Origin of the sequence: Olivibacter sp. 47, from assembly GCF_030372825.1 — a bacterium.
Lineage (GTDB): Bacteria > Bacteroidota > Bacteroidia > Sphingobacteriales > Sphingobacteriaceae > Olivibacter > Olivibacter oleidegradans.
In genome coordinates, this window is sequence record NZ_JAUCNR010000001.1 from 5,964,779 (window position 1) to 5,989,730 (window position 24,952).

The following is a 24,952-nucleotide window of genomic DNA, read 5'->3' on the forward strand; positions in this document are numbered from 1 at the left end:
TTCCCTAACGGGAAGGTCCGCGAAATAAAGAAGCAAAGAGCCGACCGTAGGGAGTCCATGAACACCTTTGAAAATAATGAAGTAGTGAATAAAATCGCCGCTTCCTGCCTATCGCAGGCAGGCAGGAAGCGGCATTGTTTTAGACGTAGGGCTTTTACTTTTAACCGGACGTATTATTATCTTCAGCCCTAAGTATAGCCCTGCGCGTGGGTAAAATGGCCTTGGAGGATACCGAAGCAACGAGCAGCAAAGCATTTACACGTCTGTTCATATCGCAATACCAAGTGGATTGAGGAAGTGAAACGGCTCCAATACGCGCCAATGATGCTTTGCCATCAGGTGCGAGGTAGCTTACAAAGCCTTGATGTTTGCCTCTCTTTGCATCAAGGTAAAGAGAGATCAAATTAATATAAACACCTTTAGCTATATGAAAGCGAAACCGACGCAACGAGAGTTCACCGAAGGTAATCCTGACGCATCAATGAGCCCGTCGGGGTTTTGACTTTTTCCTTCCTGCCTACCGCAGGCAGGTTTAATTTTTACCCTCCCTACGGGAGGCAAGCTTTTTAATTTACCATGTAACCATTGGATAAAAACTGCGTCTTATAAAAAACGTTATCCATATGGACCTTAAACTACTTCCTACCGTTATTAGCCGTACCCCTCTTTTTTCATATGAAGATACTTTAGAAGACAAGTGGGACGAGCTGAAAGAAGCCATTAAAATTTCGTCAAAAGACCTTTATGAGCAGATTAAAGACACCAGAAAAGAAGATTATGATAAACTACCCGAGAAAGTAAGGTTTTCTTGCTGGAAGTATTTCAATCGGGCACGCTTCCGGGCCACACCTTTTGGTCCCTTTGGTTCCATCACGATGGTCCCCTTGGAAAGAGAGGGATCCGAAGTTATCGTTGAGAAAGATCCTACGTTACATACGTTTACGAATTGGATTCATAAAGATACCTTACTATCCGATCTACCCAATCTTTATAAGAACGCCAAATTTTTTCAGGCCAACACGTCCGTTTACCCCTGCGGCGATCAATTACGTTACATCAGCACCTTGGAAGACGGCACCTTTGAAATTGCATCGATTGATAAACAAGCAATTATCGAAGATGTACTGCAGCGATGTAAAACCACTATTGCCAAAGAAAAAATTGTAAAGCATCTCATCAGTAAGTATGAACTAGAATTAGCAGTTGTAGACGATTTTCTGATTCAGCTCATCGAATTGCAGCTGCTATTGACTGATCTACATCCCAATATCATCGGTACGGATTACTTTAAGCGAGTTGGACTGGACGGGCAAGAATTTAAAGAAAATCCCTATATAATTGCTACCCGATCATTACTTAAAGGTAGTCTTAGCACACAACAGTTTAAAGTAATACCGGAGGCAATCAATTTTATAAAAGACTATTTACCCCAACCCGTCCATAAGCCATTGGAAGATTTTAAGCGCGCTTTCCAACTTAAATTCGAATATCGGGAAGTTCCGCTCTTGGAAGCCTTGGACCCGGAACTAGGTGTGGGATACAATGAATTGGAATCATCGCCTCACACAGACGAATTAATAGAGCTTTTAAAAGGCAGTCGGATACAAGAAAACGAACAAATACCTTACACCCCTTTCCATCAGTTTTTATTAAATGGGATCTTGAAAGGGGAAGATATTCAGCTGGAAGAACTAGCGAAGCACAATCTTCCGAAATATGCCACTAAATTACCCAATACATTTAGCCTAATTATACAGGAGATAGACGGCCAAATTTTAATCCAACAGGCTGGCGGAGCTACCGCAAATTCACTTATAGGCCGATTTACCTTGGAAAATCCCAGTTTGACTCGGTACAGTAAAGAGCTCGTGCGCATAGAGGAAGAGGCTAATCCCGAAATCATATTTTTTGACATTGCTTATCAATCCGAGCGGAAGGTCGATAGCGTTAATAGACGGGATAACCTGTATCATTATGAGCTACCTCTGCTCACGTGGACCGAGAACGAACACCAATTACGACTAGACGATGTTTATATTAGTGTAAAAGGCAATGAAATTGTCCTGCGCGCGAAAAGCCTAGCTAAACGTATCGTTCCACGTTTAGCTAGCGCCTATAATTATACACGATCTGATTTATCGATATTTCGTCTTCTATGCGACATACAACATCAGCACCTGCTTACCAGTCTAACAATTAATTTAAATAAGATTTTTCCTCAACTTAACTATTATCCTCGGGTTAACTACAAAAACCTTGTGTTTTCTCCTCGGATGTGGAAAATAGACGGAGAGACTTTTTTAAATGAGTCTATACCGATCAGGGCGCTAAAGAAATACCTAAAAAAAGCGGGAATACCTTCAACCTTCAAATGTTTAAATAGCGATCAATACCTGCTATTCAATACAGATTCAGATGAAGATCTCGAATTCTTACTACAATATATAAAAAGCGGAAAGGAACTGTATATCACGGAAACCGCGTTACCAAAAAAATCGGCAATCAAAAGTAAGCAAAAACGACCTTTTTTATCTGAGTTGAACATTCACTTGCACAATACAGCAACCGATATAAAACTTTTTCGACAGGCCTTACGAAGATCAATGCTGATCAACGAATTTCAATGATCGGACAAGACTGGTTATACGTTGAAATCTATATACATCCGTTGCATTCAAATGTGCTGTTAACCGAAAACATTTCTCCTTACTTAGAAAAAGTTAAACCTAACATATCGAAATGGTTTTTTATTCGTTATTCGGCTCCTTCCCCTCATATACGATTACGTCTCAAGCTAACAGACCCCACATCCTTTCATGAAGCAATCTTTCAATTGACCAAACACCTATCTCGAGAAATCGAAAGTGGCATCATCTCTGATTTACAAATAAAAAATTATCATAGAGAAATTGAACGGTACGGTGTTTCCACAATCGATCAAGCTGAACATTGCTTTTGGAAGGATAGTGAATACACGTTCATGTTAATCAAAAACAATATTGATCAGCATACTTCTTATAGACTAGTATTGCGTCTATTGGGTGATCTTCTTAACCAATTAGATGTTGATCCTAAGAAAATAAGCGCTTTTATTAAAAATGGCGGTGATGCTTTTGCCGAAGAATTTAAGGTAGAGATGAAAGGATTTAAAGCCATCAATGAATTATTTAGCCATCTCAAAAGAGAAAAAGTGAGTATATCCCTGCCAAAAAAAATTGAAAGGGCTTATCAAGCCTTATTAAAACAAGTTTCCCTTCTACTGAAACAAACAAATGTAAACGAATCCTTACAGCTAATACGGGATTTAGTCCATATGCACGTTAACCGACTATTTACCACCGATCAACGCGTCCACGAACTGATTATTTACCAATTTTATCTGAAAGAGCTGCTGGCGCAACAAAACCGTTTAAAACAGCAAGCTTGATTTGAACTTTTGTTTCAAAATGATTTTTGCCATCACTGCGATAAGTAAAGGTGGCCTGGTCCCCATAGGTATGTTCGAGTCTTTTGGCTATATTCTCCAGACCTTTACTTAAGCCACTTGTATTATGTATGGCGTTAATTAAATTCTTGGTTTCAATTAACAGACTTTCTTGGTCAGTATATATCTTCAAAATTGCAGGATGATTGGCTAAGGATAGATTCCCATGCTTGAAAATGTTTTCTGTTAGCGTAATTAGAACTAAAGGGATCATCCATATGTTGCGAACTCGTTCATCGACTTCTATGTTAAAATATATTTGGTGATTTTGGCGAAGTCGATGTAGGTGGATGAGATTATGTACCTGCTCAATTTCTTCTTCAATGGCAATATATCCCTTGTCCTCACTACTTTCTACTGCATAACGCATCATGGCTGATAAAGTTAAAATAGCATCTGCAGCCACCGGAGCCGATTTACGTGTTTTATTGTAGATAAAATTGAGGGTATTGAAAAGAAAGTGAGGGTTAATCTGAGCCCTTAAATACGCATTTTGTGCATTAGCCAGTTCCTTCTCCATTTTCTGCTGCTCTATAATTTGATTTAATCGCTGTCGTTCGAGAGAGGTTGTCCGTTCTCTCTCTCTTAATAAGTTAATCAAAAAATAATACCCGGTAGAAAAGCCTATAAAATAAAGCGACCGCCACGAAACCTTTATAAACAATGCCCAGGCCATTGTTACTTTCCGAACGCCAAATATTCCAGGAAGTGTAGCTGCAGCGTTTTCAATGATAAAAAAAACGAAGAAATAAACAACAATTTCAATTGCAATTCCAACAGGCAAAGCCAATACAGCAAATTTTGTTCTTAAAACTCGGGGAAGCACAAAATGAGCATGAAAATAGAATAATAAAATATGCTGCACATAATGGATCGTATAGGATCCAATTTTAGCAAATCTACCAGACACCAATCCAAGAATGATGGTTTCGTAAAGGATAAAAATTGACCAAGTTATAATATGAACCTTGTACTTGGTAAAAAAATTCGGGATACGTTTATCCATAATTTTTCATTTGGTGTAAGCTAAACGGGCTTTCGTGTAAAAATTTTGGACATCACAACTATAACTCTCAATTTTAAAAGAAAAGCCATGAAAAAGATCGAAGTTACAAAAAAAACAATCTTTTTATTTAAAAAGACACAGAGAAGTACCCAAGCAAAAAAAGAAACTTTTACAGATGAGTTTTTTACTTGGACGGTATAGTCAAAATCTATTTAATAGTTTTAGTTGGTTGGTTTAAAGGCTGGCTTAGTTATTACGGCCAGTCTTTATTGTATTTTTCAACAAGTAGTCATAAAAGGCATCCTTATAAAAAGTGCCAATTGGGATAAGCATGTTCTTTGGCAGCTTCACCAAGCTTCCTTCTACTTTTTCTATGTAATTTTTTGAAATAATAAATGAGCGATGTATTTGAATAAAATCATCGGTTTCATCAAAACGCTCCTTTATCTCCTTTAAGGTGAGATAAGTCATTATCTCCTCTGTGGTCGTATAGATTTTAATATAGTTCTTAACACTTTCAATCGCAATAACCTCATCAAATTTTATGCGAACAAAGCGATTACGTTCTTCCGTAGTTTTAACATAAAACTCCTTTGAATTGTCCTCTGTTCGAACTCGAGGGTTATCGTTGAGTAATTTATTGATAGCTAAGGCAAATTTTGCAAAGGTAAATGGTTTCAACAAATAAGCATCTGCTTCCACTTCGAAGGCTTCAAATGCGTATTTAGTATGCGCTGTAGTGAAAATAAGCTTATTTGTCTTACTTCGGATCGCTCTTGATAACTCGAGTCCTGAAATGCGAGGCATATCAATATCCATAAAAACGAAATCCACGGGATCTCCTTGGGCCATATCAGCCATTGCCTTTACCGGGTCTATATAGCTTTGCAAGACAACTAATTCAGGAATTTGCTGAATATAATCATTAATAATTTCTACCGAATCAGGTTCATCGTCAATGACAATACATTTATAAAGCATATTTTGCTATGGTTTCTCCAAACTTATGGAAAAGCTTCTTTAAATACAACTGTAGAGAATTATTAGCGCATAAAAAAGTCCCATCAACCAACCTAAGCCAATTGATGGGACTAATAAATCCTGTTTTGTTTTACGGATTCTGTTCTCCGATATTCGGATTTGCTTCCATCTCAGATCTAGGGATTAAAAACTGCCATCTTACATCTCCAGCTGGAATCTCCATAACACCGGCAACTGATGCCGAGACAAAGTTTGGCACAACGGTTCTATTTAAAGGCAAATTCAACCGTTTTAGATCAAGCCATCTAAAACCTTCGCCCCATAACTCTATTCGTCGGTTAAACAAAACCTCTTCAATCAGAGCAGCTCCGGAATTTGTTGATTTTATAGCATTAGCGTCACGAACTGAAGTCAACTGAAATAAGGTATTTTGAGCTTCGCCTTCTTGACCATTTCTCGCATAAGCTTCAGCGAGAATTAGGTACATTTCGGCACTTCTCAATAAAGGCACATCGCCTAGTGAAGGGCCACCGACAACTTTAACTGCAAATTTCCGACTCATGTAAGGCTGCCTGGCAAAGGCAGTTGATGGCAAAGGAAAATTATCGGCAGTAGGTGTTGGCTCCCACAGCTTTTTACGAACATCCGTCGCTGCTATTTGACTATAAAGAGCTGAATTTATTCGTTTAGGATTTGCGCGCATAAAAGAAGTATTGGCATTGTAGGCAATTTGGCCAAAGAACGACCCGAAGGTGTCTCCTTGATCTTCAGTAGGCATGGATGCCCACATTACTTCGCTCAAATTGGGTGCATTATTGAATCCCGAAAGATAAGCCGCCTCTGACATTAATGGAAATTCACCAGCATCAATCACTTCTTTTGCATACTTTATAGCGTTAGGATAGTCTTGCATCGTAAGTGCCACTCTGGCTCTTAACGCTTTAGCAACTAGCGCATTGGCATGTGATTTATTTGTGCGCGTTGTCACGTTCAGGGCAATAACATCTTCCAAGTCTTTTACAATGGCTGCGTAAACCTCCTCAACAGTAGCACGAGGCATATCGTTGTCTTTAGTTGATAGGGGTAGTGGTACACCAGCTTGCGAATTTGGCTTCGCATTCGCATCATATCGTTTTCCAAAAAACTGCACTAAATATGAGTAGGCATATGCTCTTAATGTAATAGCTTCTGATTTAACTCTCGCCTTTTCACTTTCTGTTCCGACAGCCGCATCTACATTGTCAATAATATAATTTGCGTTACCTATGATTCGATAGAATGTTCTATATACATACTGAGGCACGATATTATTATCAACCCGATGTGCATTCCAAGATGCTTCCGAAGAGAACCAATTGTTATTAGAAATCCCTAAATCCTCGCCCATAAAGTCGATATTCAATAGAATGCCGCCTACTCCGGGTTTATTTTGCTGGTTTGAGGTTACTTCCTCTGTTCTCTCAAACATCAACCGATAAATGCCGTTTAGCAATTTGCTTGCGTTTTCGACCGTATTGAAGACAGACTCGCCATCAACCTTATCGGTCGGTTTAGTATCAAGGTAATCTTTACTACAACTACTAATGATGAATACGAACAATAATGACAATATTAAGTATTTTTTCATGTCTTTCTTTTTAATAATTATAACGAAACGTTTACTCCAACACTAAATATTCTACTAGGCAAATATGTCGTGTTATTTGAACCATCAAACGATTCGGTAGGATTCATCCCTTTTCTTTTCGAAATAAGACCTAAGTTTTCTCCAGTAACAAAAACTCGTAGTGCCGAGACGTCGAACTTCTTTGTCAATTCAGATGGCAACGTGTAGGATAAGTTCACGTTTCTAAAACTAATGTAAGATGCATCAATTAACCAACGATTTGAAGCGGCATTAAACTGCGTCGTACTGTTGATGTCTATACGGGGAATATCTGTTATCTGACCGGGTGTTGTCCATGAATTCTTGATATCTTCATGTAAAGCCGCGCCATAAGTTATTCCCATTAGGCCAGCATAGTTGCTATCGTAGAACTTACCACCTATCTGATAGTTAATCAGGAACGATAAAGCAAAGCTTTTATACCTAAAGGTATTGTTGATGGAACCAATTAGATCCGGAATAGCACTACCCGAATAGTCAAACTTAGCATTGTTATAATTTGTTGTATATTCAACACCATTAACCGTTCTTAAATTCGTAGTTGTCCCTTCAGCAGGCACATACAACGCCGCTCCATCTGCAGGATCTACGCCCGCATACTGTCTTAACCAGAAATTGTACAAATCTCTTCCGACCTCTCTTCTTTTATTACCGCTGGTAACCACGGGAGTTTCTGCCGGCATTTTGGTAATTTTATTCTTGATAGTCGACCAGTTGGTAACCATATTCCAAGTAAAATTCTTCGAGCGTATAATATCACCTCCCAATTGCAAATCGATACCAGTATTATACATAGATCCTATATTTCTATACACGCTCCTTATTGGATTGGATAACGCCAAGGGTACAGAAAAGATTAGATTGCTTGAACCTCTTCTATAAAATTCCAATTCACCAAAAATCCGACTATTAAAGAACGAAAAAGAAACACCGGTATTCAAGGTGTTAGAGGATTCCCATTTTAACGCCGGATTACCTTGGGTTGCAAGTATAACTCCTGGCTGTCCACCATTGTTCCATCCTAACTCATATAACGATTGGTAATTATAATAAGTAGGATCACCGTCAGCATTTAAGGTTGCGTCGTTTCCGACTTGACCATAGGACACTTTCAGCCTTAAATCATCGATCCAAGACTCATTACTCATAAATGCCTCTTTGGATATAGACCACGAACCTCCCAATGAGAAAAACGTACCCCACCGAGAATCTTTCGCGAATCGCGAAGATCCATCCCTTCTTAAGGAAGCATCAAAAAAGTATCTTGAGTCATAGTTATAGGCCACCTTCGACAAGTAGGATTCAATTCTATAGGTGTCCCTATATCCACCTGCGCCATAGGGTGTCACAAAATTTGGAAATTCGGAGTTCCCTTCAATAGTAATCCCGGTTTTGGTTGCGGTTAAGGAACGATAATCATAATCATAATTTTCGTGACCTGCCAAAGCATTTATACTATGTTTGCCAACCACCTTATCATAAGAAACAATTTGGTTAAACGTGTAGGATCTGGTTGTAGATGATAACTTATAGGAGTATCCATTGTAAGAAGCGCCGTCCCCAACCAAATTATTCCAGAAGGTCGTATTATGATTCTCTCTGATATCGACACTAATTGAAGGTCTAAACGTAAAGTCTTTTAAAAATTTAATTTCTACATAACCTCTACCACTTATCAAATTCCTTCTATTTAGTTTTTCGTTCAACTGGGTTTCATAAATCACGTGGCGTCCAGGATATGCTCCTTGAGGCCTATTAATTGATCCCGGATGGAAACCGTAGTCATACCACTGCTCCCCTGTTAACTCGTTCATGATTGGGTTCCCTTCCCCATCGAATGCTCGTACAGGATAAATTGGGCCTATAAATCTAGAAAACATGAAGGCGTTTATATAACTGTTTGCATTGTCGGTTGACGCATCACTCGCTAAGTTACCGTCTGAGGTGGACCCAGCTAAATTAAAACCGGTCTTCAACCACGACTTAATAGTCGAATTGGCACTAAGACGCACATTAAATCTTCTGTAGTCTGATTGAAGGATATACCCTTTATCATTTAGGTATCCAAGAGAAACATAGTAATCAGATTTCTCCGATTTACCCGTTACGCTCATATTGGCGTCTGTTCTTTTCCCTGTTCTTTCAAGCGGTTTATACCAATCGAAATCGTTATAAAGTAGAGAAGCATTTGGATTAAGCTTTCCATCCGTCCCAACTATTTGATCATTAGGCACGTTAAACGGATTGTAAATGAGTTGCGATTGAATAGTATTACTCGCTTGGAGAGCTGCTTCTTCCGGAGTCTTCCCGGTACCGGAAGTTGGATACACCAGGCTGTTTCTTAAAGCTTGCCACATTAACGGATAGTATTCGTAGGCATCAACCCTATCATATTCGGGTGTTCCTCGGGAAGAGAAACCTTGGTTTAGGTTCACATTAAGCTGAGTTCCCTGAACTGTCCCTTTTTTCGTTGTGATAATAATGACTCCATTACCTCCTCTCGAACCGTAAAGAGCCGTTGCAGATGCATCTTTCAGCAAGGATATATTCTCGATATCATTAGGGTTAATATCACCAATATCGCCATCGAAAACCGCACCGTCTACCACGTATAACGGAGCGTTAGAAGCAGATATTGAACCAAAACCTCTAATTCGAATATTTGATCCAGTACCTGGTTGCCCATTGCCTGAGTTGACATTGACACCTGGTGCCATACCTGCAATAGCATTCGTTATGTTAGTAACGGTACGCTTACTTATATCAGCCGAATTCATGGTGGCAACTGAACCGGTAATGGCTTCTTTCTTTGCTGTACCGTAAGCTACGACGACGACCTCATCTAACGAGTTATCCTGACCGGACAAGGTAACATTGATGATAGAGCGTTGCCCAACTTCCAGATTTTGGCTAGCATAACCAATGTAGCTAAAAATAAGCTTAGCGTCTGTCGGAGGCACCGTTATAGCATAGTTTCCGTCCGAATCTGTTTGCGTACCAGTTGTAGTCCCCGCCACAATAACGGATACACCAGGAAGCGGTTCTCCAACTTCATTAGTTACTTTACCTCTAATTCTCCTATCCTGTGCATACGCTGCGCCTATTAGCAGTATACATAACAGAAAGAAACTTAGTAGTTTTTGTTTCATGTGTTTGCTTTTTGGTTAAAAATTAAATTGATTAAAAATATAAAATGATAGTACTTAAATCCATATAGAAATCAGTAAATATTTTATTCATCAGATTTGATGATTAAAGCAAATCCATTCACTCGCCAACATATACAAGACTGCGGAAGAACAGATTAGGCACTATTTAGTATAATAGAACCCTTTACCGGCAAAATGAGAGAGAAATATGGCTATAGGATTAGGTCAATCATGATGAACATTCCGTTCTTCATACTAAAATCCTAAAAAGGTTAATGTAAATCTATCTCAATACGCTAAACATTAGGGCTGTTATTAAACTAATTTAACAATTTATTAGCAAAACTAAGCTTTTGAAAATATTTTACAAGTTTTTTTAGAATTTACTTCTTTCAGAGTATCGATTATTTCTGATACATGCCTAATCGCAGAAGCGTTAAGCTAGAGGTAATACATATGTCATGTATTCCAAAGGTAGGTAAGTAATAATTTAAATATAGGGCGACTGCAATGACAGAGATGCCCCTGCAGTCGCTTCCTAAATTTAGTATCCTTCGTTCTGTTGTCCTTGTAAACTCGGATTATTATCTATCTCTCTTTGAGGGATTGGCAGAATAGTTTTTGGTGCTCCAAACGCTGCCGAGGCCTGCCCGCCTCTTAGATTCTGTCGGTTTCTTAGCATATCCATCCTCCGATGTCCTTCAAATGCCAGCTCTTTTCTTCTCTCAAGAAGTAGAGCGTTAATAAGTTCGTTCTGCGTAAGTACAGATTTAGGACCAAGTCCAGCCCTCCTCCGTATACGATTGTTCAAAATATCAATCGCTTGAACATCTGGGGTTGTACTCAAATGCGCCAATGCTTCAGCTAAATTTAGGTAAACTTCCGTTGTCCTAATAACAGGAGAGTTGTCGCTGTTGTTTACTGCATCTGGAAATTTGTTATTGAAAAAGTAGTCTATTCCAGCAGTTTGTCCTTCTATTTTTAAATTGAAACGCTTATCTCCAGGCTCCGCTTCAAATGCCTGAATTAAACTTTGAGAGAATGGAGCATCGCCTCGCCCACCAGCAGAAGCGGGCATATAATAAGAGGCCCAGCCACCGGCACCTGTTCTACCATTGTCTGTTGCACTATTCTGAATGGTGAATACATCTTCACTAGTATTTCCATTATAGAAGCTAAAATCTGCAGCTAAATCATATATTCCTTGCTCAAGTGTATTATTGGCAGCTTCAACCACCTGAGCCCATTCTTCTCTATAAAGATATAAACGAGACAGCAGGGCGTAGGCAGCTCCTTTTGTAGCTCTTCCCCTCGTATCCGAAGCGCTTTCATAGGATGACGGAAGCGCAGGTACAGCTTCTTCTAAGTCCTTTAATATTTGAGCATGGACTTCATTTAATGAACTCCGCGAAGGATAGGTAACTTCTCCAGTAAAGTCTTCCATAACGAGCGGAACACCTAAGTTGTTGCCGTTACTGACTTGAAATGGTTGCGCGAAGAAATTCACTAACTGAAAATATGCTAGTGCTCTTAAGAACTTCGCTTCAGCGATGTACTGGGCTTTCAATTCGTCCGAAAGTCCCTCAACATTTGGTACATTAGCAATTACCTTATTAGCTCTTGTGATTACCTGATAATGTATTTCCCAAACATCATAAACACTACTATTTGTCGATACAGATGCAAAATCGTTTAATTGTTGAAGGGTTGGAAATGTCCCAATAAAATCAACATTATCCGCCATGTAATCAGCAATAACCTGAGGCATCGAACCATAAAATTCCAACGTTTGGGTTGTGCTATATACTCCCCGAAGGGCGCTTAGAGTGGTTTCTGGACTACTAAAGACAAGTTCTTCTGTTAAGTCCTGTTGCGGAAGCAAGTCTAATTTCTTTTCGCATGCTGAAAGGAAAACCAACATCGCAAAAGTTAAATATATATATCTGATTTTCATGTTCTTATATTTTAAAGTGTAAGATTAACTCCGAATGTGTATGATTTTGCCTGTGGTAGTGCAAAGAAACTTTGACCTATTGTTAAATTACTAGCTCCATTAGCTGAAATTTCAGGATCACCTCTAAAATCCTTACTTTTAACAGTCCACAAATTCTGACCGAGGAAATATATTCTCGCACTCGAGAATATTTTTGTTTTTGCCAAAAAACTGCTTGGCAAGTTATATCCTAGGGTTAACGTCTTTAGTCTCAAATAAGAACCATCCATCATTTGCTTCGTGGACGGCTGATGATAGGTTGTTCTTGTATCACTATTCAATGCAGGTGCAAAGGCTTGATCGCCAGGTTGTCTCCAGTAGTCTAAAAGCTTCACGCTTTTATTGTAGGAACCTGATCCGAAATTATCAGTAAATTCTAAGCCATCGATATAAACATCATTGCCTTGAGTAAAGTTAAAAAATGCAGTTAAATCAAAACCTTTGAATGTAAAGGTATTAGTGATACCACCTTGAAACGTTGGGTCTGCTTTGCCAACTATCACCCGATCAGCAGCCGTTGGTGATGTAGTAGGTGTACCATCTTTTGTTAACCACTCCGCATCCCCGGTTTCCGGGTTGATTCCGTTATATCGTATCAAATAAAACGTATTTTTAGAATGTCCTACAATTGCTCTTTGCTCGCCTGTTCCCAAAAAGTTTCTTCCGTCTTCGTCTCTATTTTCAGGTAGCTCCAAAACCGTGTTCTTGTTGAACGCTATATTAAAAGAGGTTCTCCAAGTAAAATGATCGCGATTGATATTTTCAGAGTTGATTGTAAATTCAAAACCTCTATTTCTTAGTTTACCTACATTCTGCGACGCACTAGCGAATCCTGTTGTAAAAGGTAATGGTACATTAAGCAATAGATCCCGCGATGTCTTATTATAAAAATTCATTTGAATATCGATCGCGTTGAAGAATCGACCGCTTAGTCCCACATCGAACTGAGCCGTTTCTTCCCAGCTTAAATTGGGATTTGCAACCCTGCTTGGAACTAACCCAGACTCACCATTATAATTAACAATCTGACTATTGGCATCGGTTCCCGCTAAGAAAGTGCCTAGATAATCATAATAACCTATATTATCATTCCCAGCTGTTCCATAACTAGTGGTCAATTTCAGGAATTGAGCAATATTATTATCCTTATTGAAAAAACCTTCATTGGAAATGACCCAACCGCCTGATAGAGCATAGAAGTTTCCATATTTTTTATTCGGTCCAAACCGCGAGGAACCATCACGACGAAAAGATCCTTCAAACAAGTACTTATCATCGAAACTATAGTTTACACGCGCAAACTGAGATTCAAGCGCCCAGTCAAAAATCTCTTCAGATGCGGAAACTGGATTTGATGCTGATCCAACATTAGGCAACCCATCGCTAGCATAACCTGTTCCTTCCACAAATATTTGCGTCAATGTAGCCTTTTCAAAACTGTAACCTAGCAATGCGCCGATGTTGTGTCTGCCATCAAAAGTTTTGTTATAATTCAGCGTATTGGTAGTCAACCATTTATTATCGGTATAATTAGTACGATATCCATAACCACCAGGTGTTAGCAAATCTGACTCTCTATATTTTTCGTCAATTTTATAGTTATCAATTCCCCAATCGGTCTTCAGTTTCAAACCTTCAATAACTTCCAATTCTGCGTAAGCGTTACCAGTACTTCTATCCGACCAATTTTTATTTATACCAGTCTGTTCAATAGCAATTACATTAGCAATAAAGCCCGTGTTTTGAAACTTTCCGTCAGGACCATATGGTGTAATATAAGGCAATTGCAAATAAGCCGATGTAAGTGGTGCATAAGTATTGTTCTCTGCCCCAATTCTATCCATATCAACGTGAGAAAGATTATAATTTACACCAAAATTCACTTTATCAGAGACCTTATGATTTAAATTAATGCGTCCAGATAAACGATCCATTTGGTTTCCTATCGTATAACCACTTTCAGTAGAATACGTTCCTCCAACAAAAAACGTTGTCTTTTCACTTCCTCCAGTAGCGCTGAGGTTCGCGGTATTCACATGACCCGTTCTAACAACATTATCTATCCAATCGTAACTTGTCGTTGGGAATTGCGGAACAGAGGCATTATTCGCTGTCAAATAATCGGTTCGAAATTGACGCCACTGATCAGCGTTCATCATTGGTTCTAAGGAAGTTGGCTTGGAGAACCCTGTAAAGTAATCCGCATTTATCTTTGTTTTACCTTGCCCAGTTCCCTTTTTGGTAGTAATAAGTATGACCCCGTTAGAACCCCTTGATCCATAGATTGCAACTGCAGAGGCGTCCTTTAATACCGTCATACTTTCAATATCATTGGGATTGATGTTAATCAATGGGTTAAGGGCTGAGGCACCTCCTTGCGCTTGAGTATACTGCGCTCCAGCAGAATTTAGAGGTACACCGTCAATTACATACAACGGACGTCCACCCGCACTTAGAGAGGAACCACCTCGAATGGTAATTTGCGCTTCAGCACCTAAAACACCCGATGAGTTCACCATATTAACGCCAGCAGCTTGCCCTTGTAGAATTTGCTGGGGAGTCTGAATAGGTACATTTTTAAAAGACTCCGAACTTACAGACGCTACTGTTTGAGTACTTAAAGCTCGACTCTGCTGTCCATAACCAACAACCACAACTTCCGATAACTCAGAAGCGTTAATACCTAGCGTTACATCTAAATTGTTTCCAGCGCTTAAACTTTGTACTAAGGTTTTGTAACCAATATAACTGAAAGTTAAGCTTACAGCTCCTGCTGGAACGGATAAAGAAAACATTCCATCATTGCTGGTCTGGGTTCCAATAGTTGAACCGCTCACTACCACTGATACTCCTGGTAGGGGCTGTCCGTTTTCGTCAGACACTTTTCCGCTGACCCTCCTTTCCTGCGCGTATACTGCTCCTATTAAGAGAGTAAACAGTAAGAAAAAACTTAGTAGTTTTTGTTTCATGTGTTTTGTGTTTTGGTTAAAATATTAAATTGATTAAATATAAAGCAACTGGACTATATTTAGGCTGAACCCGATAAGGTTTACGCATCAAGTATGATGTCAAGGCATATCCTTTCACTTGGTCCCGGATATTGATCCGTTGAACAATATACAAATTGCTACTTATCATAATAATTCGAGTTCAGTGTACGCAAAAGACAGGAAAAATGGCTTTAGAATAGGTTGATCAATCCACTCAATTCTTCTTCACTTACATTTGTCATCCTAATTAGGCTAAGTAAATCTATCTCAATACGTTACACTTAAGTTATTATAAGAAAAATTTGACAATTAGTTACCAAAATTAAGATATTGAAAATATTTTGCAAGGTTTTTTTTTATCTATTCATAAATGTAGGATAAAATTTCAGCAAAAAAGCTTGTAGCGCCGTTTTTACTAGCTTCCTTAAAAACGCGATTGTAACAAACAAGGTAATTAAAGTATTGAAAATCCTCATACTCACGAATACAAATAATCCAATGATTGCTTATTAAAATTTCATGAGAATTGTAACGCTATGTACCTCAAAATAGTCAAATAAGTTGCAAATTGAAATGCTAGAACTTCTTTTGCGAATAACAAATTAAAGCAAAGTAGTTTTAGAAAGTAGTTACATTTACTTGCTATTTCAGACAGTTGTTGCCGTCGATAAGAAAATTAACGCCGATAAAATATAGTTAAGATGGTTGTCCGCATGAGGACCGACAATCCTGTCTTCACAATTCTTCGAGGAATGAGGAGACAAATTTATCTCCTTTTTAGTCGGCCCCTTCCTAAAAAGGAGATAAATTGTATATGTAACCAGTTCTTCTTTTGTTTATATTTCGCCTAGATCTAAACAAATTATTCTTACTAAGTCGTTGTACCTGGATCTCCAGGGTTAGGGCTTAATATTTGGATTGTTATAGGTTTCTTTAACGTGATTGGAACTCCATCCATTAGAAATGAAACGATCAAGTAATCAGATTGTGACGGTTGACCAGCCCTAATGTCAGCTGTTGTATTTGATGTAACCTGAATAAAGCAGCCAGGAGGTGGCGTCCAGGTGACCTGCGAAATAACTCTATTAACTGACGAGCCAGTTTTTACAATTTGAAACGTTGAAAAATTTCCAAGTTCATACAGAAATGAAGGCCCCTCCAACCGAACTTCATTAACAATTGGTGAGGTATAAACTTTCGAAACGATTTTATTACATCCGTTAAGACTTATAGAAATTTCCCCGCCCCCTAAGCCTGTTGTTTTTATCGCTACAGAAGGTCCCACGTTGCTACCAACTATTTGAAAATCGCCGGAAACAGACCATGTAAAATTTGAGTTAATTGGCAAAGAAAAGGCTTCAACAGAATATGTGGCAACCTGATTAACGGTCAAAGATTCCGGTCCTACAACTGCAAATTGATTTTGTTCTTCGATAACAATATTGTTCCATAGTTCTGCTGTAGAGTTTGATTTTCCAGAAGTATTTGGAAGAGCGCTTAGCCAAAGATAATCGTAACATTTATCAGCAGTAAATAATAATTCAACTGCCTTTGTAGATCCCTTAGCTATAGCGGGAAAAATCTGTGTCGGCTCGGACGAACCTGTCAAATTAATTGGACCCGAATTTGCACAAATCGACATAATTGTTGGGTTATTGGTTAACCTTGCCTGTAAAGTCGGAAATCTTCTAATATCTTTAGTTTGCCCCCATTCATAATCTGTTCCACCAAGAGTAGTCTTTATTTTATATATCGACCCTTGCTTAAAGGGATACTTAATTGCCATACCGCTGCCATAACTCCCAGGTAAGGATTCAGAGTAGGCGTGTAAAGTAGATAGGCTTAAATAGTAATAAGTCTGAGGATTAAGATTATTTACGTTAAGCTTAGAGAATCCTTGAGTAGATTTGAAAGTAATACCATTAACGGTCTTTTCTGATGTAGTACAAGCGTCATATCCTTGAAAGGATTGAAAATTTATAGTTGTTGATTTCGTGTTTGGTGTAGTTGAAAGCGCGACGTTCGAAGTTGCAGCATTTGTTCCGCTTTTTATCATGCTCATCGCCTGATCAAAGGTAATAGACCTGTCTTGTTTCGAGTCTCTATCTTTCTCAAACGAGTCTTTCTTAGAACATGAAAACACAAACGTAAAGACTAGAATTATTGGTAAACATCTTTTCATAATTTTAATTTTATCAAACATAACATAAAATATTAAATATCCAAAGTTACAAATTAGTATCAGCAAAATAAAGTTATTCAAAAAGGCACTAAAATCACACTTTACCTATCTCTTGAGTGTCTTTGTTTTACACCTGTCATTTTCATAGTCATAAGACACATAATTTAAATACGACAGCAAAGTAGTTCATCTAATAGTATAAGCTCCGACTATTATGCTCTCGATAGCAGCGATTGATTAAAGAGCTGGACATCAACTGTATTTAACCATAACTAAAACTAAGCCACTTCGGCATTGATACTTGCAGACCTTGAAACAAAACAAAAGCAACGCAAGCTAGAAATAAGAATGTTAGCTGGAAATAGGTTTTTCATATTTTGTTTATTTAATAAATCCTAAACTTATCTTTTCTAAAAGAATCAACACAAGGATAAAGCAATTATCTTAGAGTACCCCCAGAATAAGGCCGCAAGCCAGCCTATGGGATAGTCTAGCTTCTTTGCAAGATAGACTTTTAAAAAGAAAATCCGAAAAAAAATTCAATCATATAGACTTATTTAAAAAAGCACATAGAATTACAAATCATCAATGTTTAGTCATCATCTAAAATTAAAATTAGATAAGAATTGTAACAAGAGTTAACTATATTATTTCGTATAGAAGATTAATCTTTTCCTTCCAGCCAATCTTCCAACTCCTTTTTCTTTTCCCGATTTGTCTTCACTTCTGCGATCTCACAAGATGGATCCAGTATAAAATAAGGCTTCGCTTCTCACGCCTTACTTCCTTTATCGCTTTCCTATTTACCACAAATATTGGATGAAGGTTAATTCAATAACTGCTAATTACGCTATTTTAACAGCGTCAGAAGCTATTCGATTTATTATGTTTTCAATGAGCTCCTACTTTTCTTTGCTTCGCCTCCCTGAACACAAAGAAAACCGCCACTAAAACTTCACATTTTATTAGCAAAATAGAGTCCTTTATAAGCGAAGCGAATTAAACTGAAAGCGAGACGGCTTATTTGACTAGCGAAACACAAATCTTTGATAGTAAAACGTATCAATCAAAGAGCACGATGCCGAACCTTGATGGCACTGTGTCGTATTCCAGCACCTCAATACGGCATAGTGCAATCGAAATAACCTATTTTACTAATAAAACGCAGCCTTCTATCGGAAAAATGAGCCGATTCGATAGCTAAATGAATTTTAATAATGGTAGTTTACAGGATATCATGAGCGAAACGATAGAATTTAATCTCTCCATTGTTTGCAGTGTTCTGAAAAACCACGATGAGTGCTAAACCCATTTGTATCATCACTATCCTGTTCCGTAGGGTCCTATTGAGTGATAGGCACTGGAAACCTATACCTTGATAGCTCCGTTTATTTTCATCTCCGCAATCCTAAATAAAACAAGAGAAACAATCTCAGAGCGACTGCAACTATCCGATCTACTCTACCAGTATTACTATTTAAGTTTCGAAAGAGCAAGCTCTATTACGATTATGTTGTTCAATTTTACGGATAGCCAGATTAAAGTCAGTGCGGCAAAAACACAATGGTTGTTCCTTTAAGATCTCTACATTTGTTTAAACTTATCCATGATTAATTTCCCCTTTGACAAGAGTTGCCTGAAAACACAAAAACGCTGACGGCAACCTTTTCATGATTTCTATAAATCTCAAAAAAAAGCCTATTTGTCCACTATATTAGCCTTAAAAGTTTTTATTATATGAACTTTGCTGCTTCCATTACTCGGTACCAAATCGAAAGATACTCTAACGCCGACTACGTCCAAGGCTTTATTGGAGCTTAGTTGTCTCCCTTTATAGACTTTTGAACTTATCAAAGCGTTCTCAACTCCATCCTCTACAGCAAGCATTTCCTGTTCTATATTTTCTATCGTTGCATACTTGCTCACAAACGGATTAAAAAGATATTCTAATGAGCCTTCGTTTAATTGGTACTTATAAGCAAGCTCTCCGCTAGTTTTTGTAAAAAATACCTCGGGCATCTTATTCAAGTAAAAAACACCTAATGACTCATTAAAAATTGGGAACTCCCCAACACCATTACTCCAATCAAACCCAGGACATCCGACTACTGGAGTCGTGATCAATGCGTTATTCACTAAATTATTAACAGAAGCAGTCGTGGCTACCTTAATCATTTGAGACATTTTTTTGTCCGCAGTGACAGCATTAAAAAGATCGATTTCTTTGGAATCATTAGTGTCAAGAATGTTGCTATCTATAGAAAATTCTGGTATAATATTTTTTGCATCCTGCAACTCCTTAGCTGACCTCAAGTTAATTTGGTATAATTCGCCTGCTCCGCCCACATATGGAAAACTTTGATTTTGTATGTTAAATCTTAAAGGCAGACTTCCTGAAAAATCGTGTCTCCCAATAGTACTTTGCGTTGTTTTTCCAAATCCCATTACAAAATTTAACATCTGAGAATCGCTTACATTAGGATCATAAGCTACTTCAAACTCAGAAATATACCAACTATTGTTCTTAACCTCTTTCGGTTCAATAATACTAACACTGTTAGATTGTTTATTGAGATCAACAATAAGTTGATCGGAAAAAATAAGGGTATGCCCCCCTCCTGAATGCATCTTAATTGTATTATACAAGACATTGAGATCTTTAATTTGACTAATATCAGTATTGTCGATATATTTATACATTCTTATTATACCACGATATTTATTATATAGTATAAAAAAGTCTAAAGGATTTTCGTATTCCGTTGAAAAAGTATTATATAGCAATTCCCATCCGTCTCTTTTTTTAAAGTCGAGCATGTAGTTACTATCATAATCTTGTGACAAGCTAAACCAAGGAGCGAGAATAGGCTCCTTACCAGCAGGAGTAGGCATGTATTTAATATGCTCCCAGTCCAATAAAGATTGCCTACCCACTTTAGTGGGTTGCAAAACCGCAGAGCCTTGGTCAATGATACTATACTGACCAACTTTCCCAGGTGACGACACAACGATTAGACCTTCTTCTTGATCAGTCGTTTTGATGTTATCTTTGTTGCAAGAGATCATAAAAGAAAGCGCAACAAGAAGAAAAAATATTTTGAAGAATATCGTATTTAATCGAATCATAATAGGAACAGGCATTATTAAACAGAACACTGTCGATGCTAATTTAACATTTTTTTTCAATTAATCAAACTACATAAAGCTTTACTCCACACCTGTCCAAAATAAATTTTGGAGGTAAAAGATTGTTGGTTCGCTACTATTGAGGGTGATATTTTTGTTGAGCAGAGAATACTATCCCCGGGTGTTGGCATAAATTTAACCATCAAATAATTTCAGCTGCCCTATTTCTATAATCTGCTTTTGGTCGTAGAAAGGATTGTTGAGCCAGTTTATAAGTCCGATTTTAACAAAGAGATTCAGTCTGATAAATGTTACCAGATTGGACAAATACCATCTGTATCCGGCTTTCTGCTGTAAGAATTTTAGGAGCAGCACAGCAATCAGAGCAGTCCAGAGTTGTATTTTTACTGCATTTTCGCTTGTGCCCACGAATGATTTTATTTTCAGGTGCTGTTTTACGTGTTTGTAGAACACTTCGATATGCCATCTTTCTTTATAGATATCAGCCACGGTCTGTGCCTTCCAGTGGAGATTGTTTTTAATAAAGGTGTATTCCTGCCCCGTTGTGTTGTCCAAATAAACAACCATGCGCATTTCCCCGCTGTATTCCGCTGAAGCCTTCCAGGCAGTAAGGGTAATAAGCCGGTCTGCAAGGATAAAGGTATTGCCCGCACTTTTTTCGGTATTATCTTCAACAATCCGGTAGGCCATGTTCGTTTTTGCCCTGGTAACAAAAAAACACCGGTTGCTGTCCAAAACACATAGCCATTTATAATCAACGTATCCCCGGTCCATTACGATGACGCTCCCGAGGGGAAAAGAAAGCTTTTTTGCCACATTGATCTCATGGACACTTCCTTCGGTGATGGCAGTGAATACCGGCAGGCAGCCATCATAATCCAGCACCGTATGCATCTTCACTGCCCCTTGGTGCTACGGTAGGTAGCCCAGTCGAACACCTTCAGGCACAGGGGAATCACCGTGGCGTCCAGCAGATATACAATCCGTTTCAGTCTTTTAAGACCCGTAAGGGCGAAACTGTGCCGATGCCACAACTCTTCCAGCATTTTATAATAAAAGTCCCTGAAGAGTTCGTAACTACGATGTCTGTTGATATAGGAAAGACTTGATTTGCAAGGAACGCGACCTATACCCAGGTGGTTGATATTGCCCGTGGTGATCCTAAGGCCCTTGCTGATATCATGGACGGAACTGGCTCCACCTATATGGCAGAACAGCATCGACACAAAGTGGGCCCAGCTGTTGATCCCTTTCCTGTGCTTATCGCTACCATGCTTTTTTACCAGCCTGTCGAATTTTTCCCTCGGAAAATAAGACAATAACTGACTGAATAAACTTATATTTATTCATCAGGTATGTTATCTTTATGGCATTCATGCTATCCGCACAGCGGATGGTACCATCGGAGGTTAATGTTTGATTTAAGCACTCAAAACACACGGCTTTTTAGCCGTACTCCTTCTTTTTCCTTAATTATTTTTCAGCGTTTTGGACGCATGTGGCTCAGTCCTTGTTTGGTCGTGCTCAAAAGAAGAAGATAAGCAAATCGATGCGAAGCTTCAACCCATTCAAAAAATAGCAGCAGTTATTCCACCAACTCCTTCACTCATCAAAACGATTAATCGGTTTAACCCAAACTATACCCCAGCCGGATCGATGAAAATCGACACACTGTATAAGATATCTGGGAATGTGACGCGAGGCAAAAGTGACAGTCTGATAAAATTTGAGCTAGGCTTCTCAGATAATGCATATATAATCTTTAAGCATAACTTCGTCAAAGGTAATAACTATGCCATTAGTGTGCCAGTCAATATGGAGGGGTACAACGATGACTGTGGTCTTTTGGGTGTAGATTGCAAAACCTATTTCCCAGAACTCGAGATATTCACGTTAAAGAGTTTAAATTTGAGCAGCGCAACAGATCTCTGTTCATTGAAGCCACTTTTATTAAGAACATCTAATGATAACGTAGTATCATGGAAAATTCCACAAGGGCAAAAGAATACTCCAAAAAACCAAAGCAAAACAGTCAATCTGAGCTTTACAGCGAACGAATGCTCTAACTATATCGTATTTAGAGCATCAAGTCAAGTTTCAAAACCAACATATCTTTACCTAAAAAATATGAAAATTACAAAAACGTCTGTTCTTCAGTTTGAAGGAGAAGAAGAGATGTGCGTTGGTACTACTCAAACCATCGGATATAGTGCAAGTGGGTTTATTATAAACATACCAGTAAAATGGTATGTAAAGGGAGGCTCACAAATCGTTGGAAGTAATATTGGCTCAAGTGTGACAATAAAATCTCTAGGAAATAACGGCGGAAAGATGGGATTCTTTTCCTGCACGGATACCATAGATGGTTTTGAATTTGAAGTGAGGGCCCCTGCGGATTTTCAAATACTTGGCAAACCTGTTGTACGACCATTAGAGCAAACCGTTATTTACTATTTGCCTGAAGAAATCGGTTTATCGAATACATCATTCGAGGTAAGTGGTGCAACCGTATTGAGTAAAACGGCAACATCTGTTCGCGTTAGAATCAACAATATTGTAAATAATAGCATCCCAATTGTTGTTATTACCGCTAAGGGAATGTTCTAGATACTATCAATAAAAACGAGTAGAATACTTTGTGCAATATAAAACTCTATCCCCATCTCAAACTAAATATCAAACTCCCTTGTCTTTAAACAAAACTAACGGTCATTGAACCTCCATCTATACGGAGCTAATTTATCAATTGTAAAACTCCTGAATTTAAGAGATTAGTACAATTGACAAAAGAGATTTAGATGAAACATGCAAGATTTTTAAACAGCGAGGCTTTCTTAGTTTTAAAGAAAGCCCCACTGTTTATACATGACAAATATGGGGACTACGGCATCCACCACTGTTTAGCGCCTTTAGAATCAACGCCTCCAGGGATCTTTGAAACGGCTTCTCTATAATTGACCGCATTTCTTGTTTGCTCTTCAACCGGATAAGTCATTCTGTACGGCACAAAATCAACGTTTTGATCAAGGCTTCCGCTAACTGGAGCAACAAATAATTGGGCCCCACCAGGTTTTTTGATATCAAGACGTATTCTTTCTAACCATGCTTGAATTCCCTGCATATACATAGCTAACCACTTTTGTACTCCTATCACATTCTTCCAGTCGCTGCTGTTATATGGGTTTCCTGCTATATATTGGTTAATAGCGTTGGCATCCGTAACACCCCAATAGTTCATAGAGGCAGTAATCCCTTTTTTATAAAAGTCTTCGGCAGTTCCCCCTACACTAAAACCTCTTTCTGCTGCTTCAGCTAAAGCAAAAGCTACTTCAGGATAGCTCATAAAAATTCCAGGTTCTTCTGCTGCTCTAATACGTGTACCAGGCAAGGAAACTTGATTAGCATTAATGACAGTGGAAGATCCGTATACATAGCCAATATATTCACCGCTTACGGCCGCAGGACTTGCATAAACAGGCAATCTTGGATCATTAACTTCCTTCATGTAGTCAACCAATGTCTTCGAAACTGAAAAATCGCCTGTTCTTGATTTGTAACTTTCGTTGATTGGATTGTTATTCGGAGCGTTTGCTAAATAGTGATAGAGTGCATTATCTTCATTACCTTGAAAAACGCCCGAGCTCACCGCTGCTTCAATCGCACTTCTTGCAGCCTGTGTGTCTTTGTCTACCATACGTAAGGCGATTCTTACGATAAGCGAGTTCGCAAACTTTTTCCATTTTAGAACATCACCTCCGTAGATATTATCGCCAGAGCCATAGCTTGGCTGACTTTCGTCCAATATACTCACCTGCTCTTGCAAGGTTTTTAACAAATCAGCATATATAACTTGCGATGATTCATATTTAGGGTTAAGCGCAGCCTCTCCTTGAAGGGCTTCGCTATAAGGAATATCTCCATAGATGTCTGTCAAAACATGAAACGCCCAGCTTTTTAATATCTTAGAGATGGCTGATTTATTCGGCGACCCGCTAATTAAATCTGCCTCGTTTTGCTTAACACTTTCCTCTAAATTATTAAGTACATCATGGTAATATGCTAACCAAAGATTATAGTTAACATTGGTTCTAATTTGATATCTACTTTCTTCTGTATAATCCGGTTGCGACCACTGTTGCGAGTAGAGTAAACCAAAACGTCCATTCTGCCATTCATCCCAAGTATTATCCATCGCGTTTTTCTGTGCATAGGATAACAAATATTCAGGGTTGACCTCATGTGCGTTGTTTGGGTCATAATTAAGCTCCTCAAAGCTCTTCGTACAAGACCCCAGTCCTATTAGGCCTAAAATAGCTAGAAAGCCAATTTTATAATTATATCGTTTCATTTGCTG

At 38.4% G+C, this 24,952-nt stretch carries 15 protein-coding genes; 3 read left to right on the forward strand and 12 right to left on the reverse strand.

Features of this window, described 5'->3' with window-relative positions; genetic code table 11:
- Positions 1 to 160: 160 nt before the first annotated feature.
- Positions 161 to 403: a hypothetical protein gene (locus tag QT327_RS25825; RefSeq protein ID WP_289554248.1), complete on the reverse strand. Its 243-nt coding sequence runs from the start codon at positions 401 to 403 to the stop codon at positions 161 to 163.
- A 220-nt stretch (positions 404 to 623) separates the two neighbouring features.
- On the opposite strand from QT327_RS25825, the gene QT327_RS25830 reads away from it, so the two are divergent.
- A complete protein-coding gene (locus QT327_RS25830; protein ID WP_289554249.1) occupies positions 624 to 2,627 on the forward strand; it encodes a lantibiotic dehydratase in 2,004 nt (667 codons plus the stop codon).
- Positions 2,624 to 3,427: a thiopeptide-type bacteriocin biosynthesis protein gene (locus tag QT327_RS25835; RefSeq protein WP_289554250.1), complete on the forward strand. Its 804-nt coding sequence runs from the start codon at positions 2,624 to 2,626 to the stop codon at positions 3,425 to 3,427. Before QT327_RS25830 ends, QT327_RS25835 begins: the two co-directional genes overlap by 4 nt.
- On the opposite strand, the gene QT327_RS25840 is transcribed toward QT327_RS25835, so the two are convergent.
- The 10 genes from QT327_RS25840 to QT327_RS25885 all read right to left on the reverse strand — a co-directional run bounded on the left by QT327_RS25840 (position 3,363) and on the right by QT327_RS25885 (position 21,944).
- Positions 3,363 to 4,490: a sensor histidine kinase gene (locus tag QT327_RS25840; RefSeq protein WP_130854780.1), complete on the reverse strand. Its 1,128-nt coding sequence runs from the start codon at positions 4,488 to 4,490 to the stop codon at positions 3,363 to 3,365. The genes QT327_RS25835 and QT327_RS25840 overlap by 65 nt on opposite strands.
- A gap of 246 nt (positions 4,491 to 4,736) precedes the next feature.
- Complete coding sequence (locus QT327_RS25845; RefSeq protein ID WP_130854779.1) at positions 4,737 to 5,471, reverse strand: LytR/AlgR family response regulator transcription factor; 735 nt, start codon at positions 5,469 to 5,471, stop codon at positions 4,737 to 4,739.
- 130 nt (positions 5,472 to 5,601) lie between these two features.
- A complete protein-coding gene (locus tag QT327_RS25850; protein WP_130854778.1) occupies positions 5,602 to 7,098 on the reverse strand; it encodes a RagB/SusD family nutrient uptake outer membrane protein in 1,497 nt (498 codons plus the stop codon).
- A gap of 17 nt (positions 7,099 to 7,115) precedes the next feature.
- Entirely contained in the window at positions 7,116 to 10,286 is a 3,171-nt protein-coding gene (locus tag QT327_RS25855; protein WP_289554251.1) for a SusC/RagA family TonB-linked outer membrane protein, read from the reverse strand.
- A gap of 544 nt (positions 10,287 to 10,830) precedes the next feature.
- The gene (locus QT327_RS25860; RefSeq protein ID WP_289554252.1) at positions 10,831 to 12,240 is read right to left on the reverse strand and encodes a RagB/SusD family nutrient uptake outer membrane protein; all 1,410 of its coding nucleotides are present in this window, start codon (positions 12,238 to 12,240) and stop codon (positions 10,831 to 10,833) included.
- A gap of 11 nt (positions 12,241 to 12,251) precedes the next feature.
- A complete protein-coding gene (locus QT327_RS25865) occupies positions 12,252 to 15,248 on the reverse strand; it encodes a SusC/RagA family TonB-linked outer membrane protein (RefSeq protein WP_130854775.1) in 2,997 nt (998 codons plus the stop codon).
- A gap of 892 nt (positions 15,249 to 16,140) precedes the next feature.
- The gene (locus QT327_RS25870; RefSeq protein WP_168204529.1) at positions 16,141 to 17,472 is read right to left on the reverse strand and encodes a hypothetical protein; all 1,332 of its coding nucleotides are present in this window, start codon (positions 17,470 to 17,472) and stop codon (positions 16,141 to 16,143) included.
- A 1,677-nt stretch (positions 17,473 to 19,149) separates the two neighbouring features.
- A complete protein-coding gene (locus QT327_RS25875; RefSeq protein ID WP_130854773.1) occupies positions 19,150 to 20,577 on the reverse strand; it encodes a hypothetical protein in 1,428 nt (475 codons plus the stop codon).
- A gap of 195 nt (positions 20,578 to 20,772) precedes the next feature.
- Positions 20,773 to 21,492: an IS4 family transposase gene (locus QT327_RS25880; protein WP_130854772.1), complete on the reverse strand. Its 720-nt coding sequence runs from the start codon at positions 21,490 to 21,492 to the stop codon at positions 20,773 to 20,775.
- Between the two features lie 2 nt (positions 21,493 to 21,494).
- Complete coding sequence (locus QT327_RS25885; RefSeq protein ID WP_130854771.1) at positions 21,495 to 21,944, reverse strand: DUF4372 domain-containing protein; 450 nt, start codon at positions 21,942 to 21,944, stop codon at positions 21,495 to 21,497.
- Positions 21,945 to 22,086: 142 nt separating this feature from the next.
- On the opposite strand from QT327_RS25885, the gene QT327_RS25890 reads away from it, so the two are divergent.
- A complete protein-coding gene (locus tag QT327_RS25890; RefSeq protein WP_130854770.1) occupies positions 22,087 to 23,205 on the forward strand; it encodes a hypothetical protein in 1,119 nt (372 codons plus the stop codon).
- Positions 23,206 to 23,479: 274 nt separating this feature from the next.
- Here QT327_RS25890 and QT327_RS25895 read toward each other — a convergent pair whose 3' ends face one another.
- Positions 23,480 to 24,946, reverse strand: a complete 1,467-nt coding sequence (locus QT327_RS25895; protein ID WP_289554253.1) for a SusD/RagB family nutrient-binding outer membrane lipoprotein — start codon at positions 24,944 to 24,946, stop codon at positions 23,480 to 23,482.
- Positions 24,947 to 24,952 lie beyond the last annotated feature (6 nt).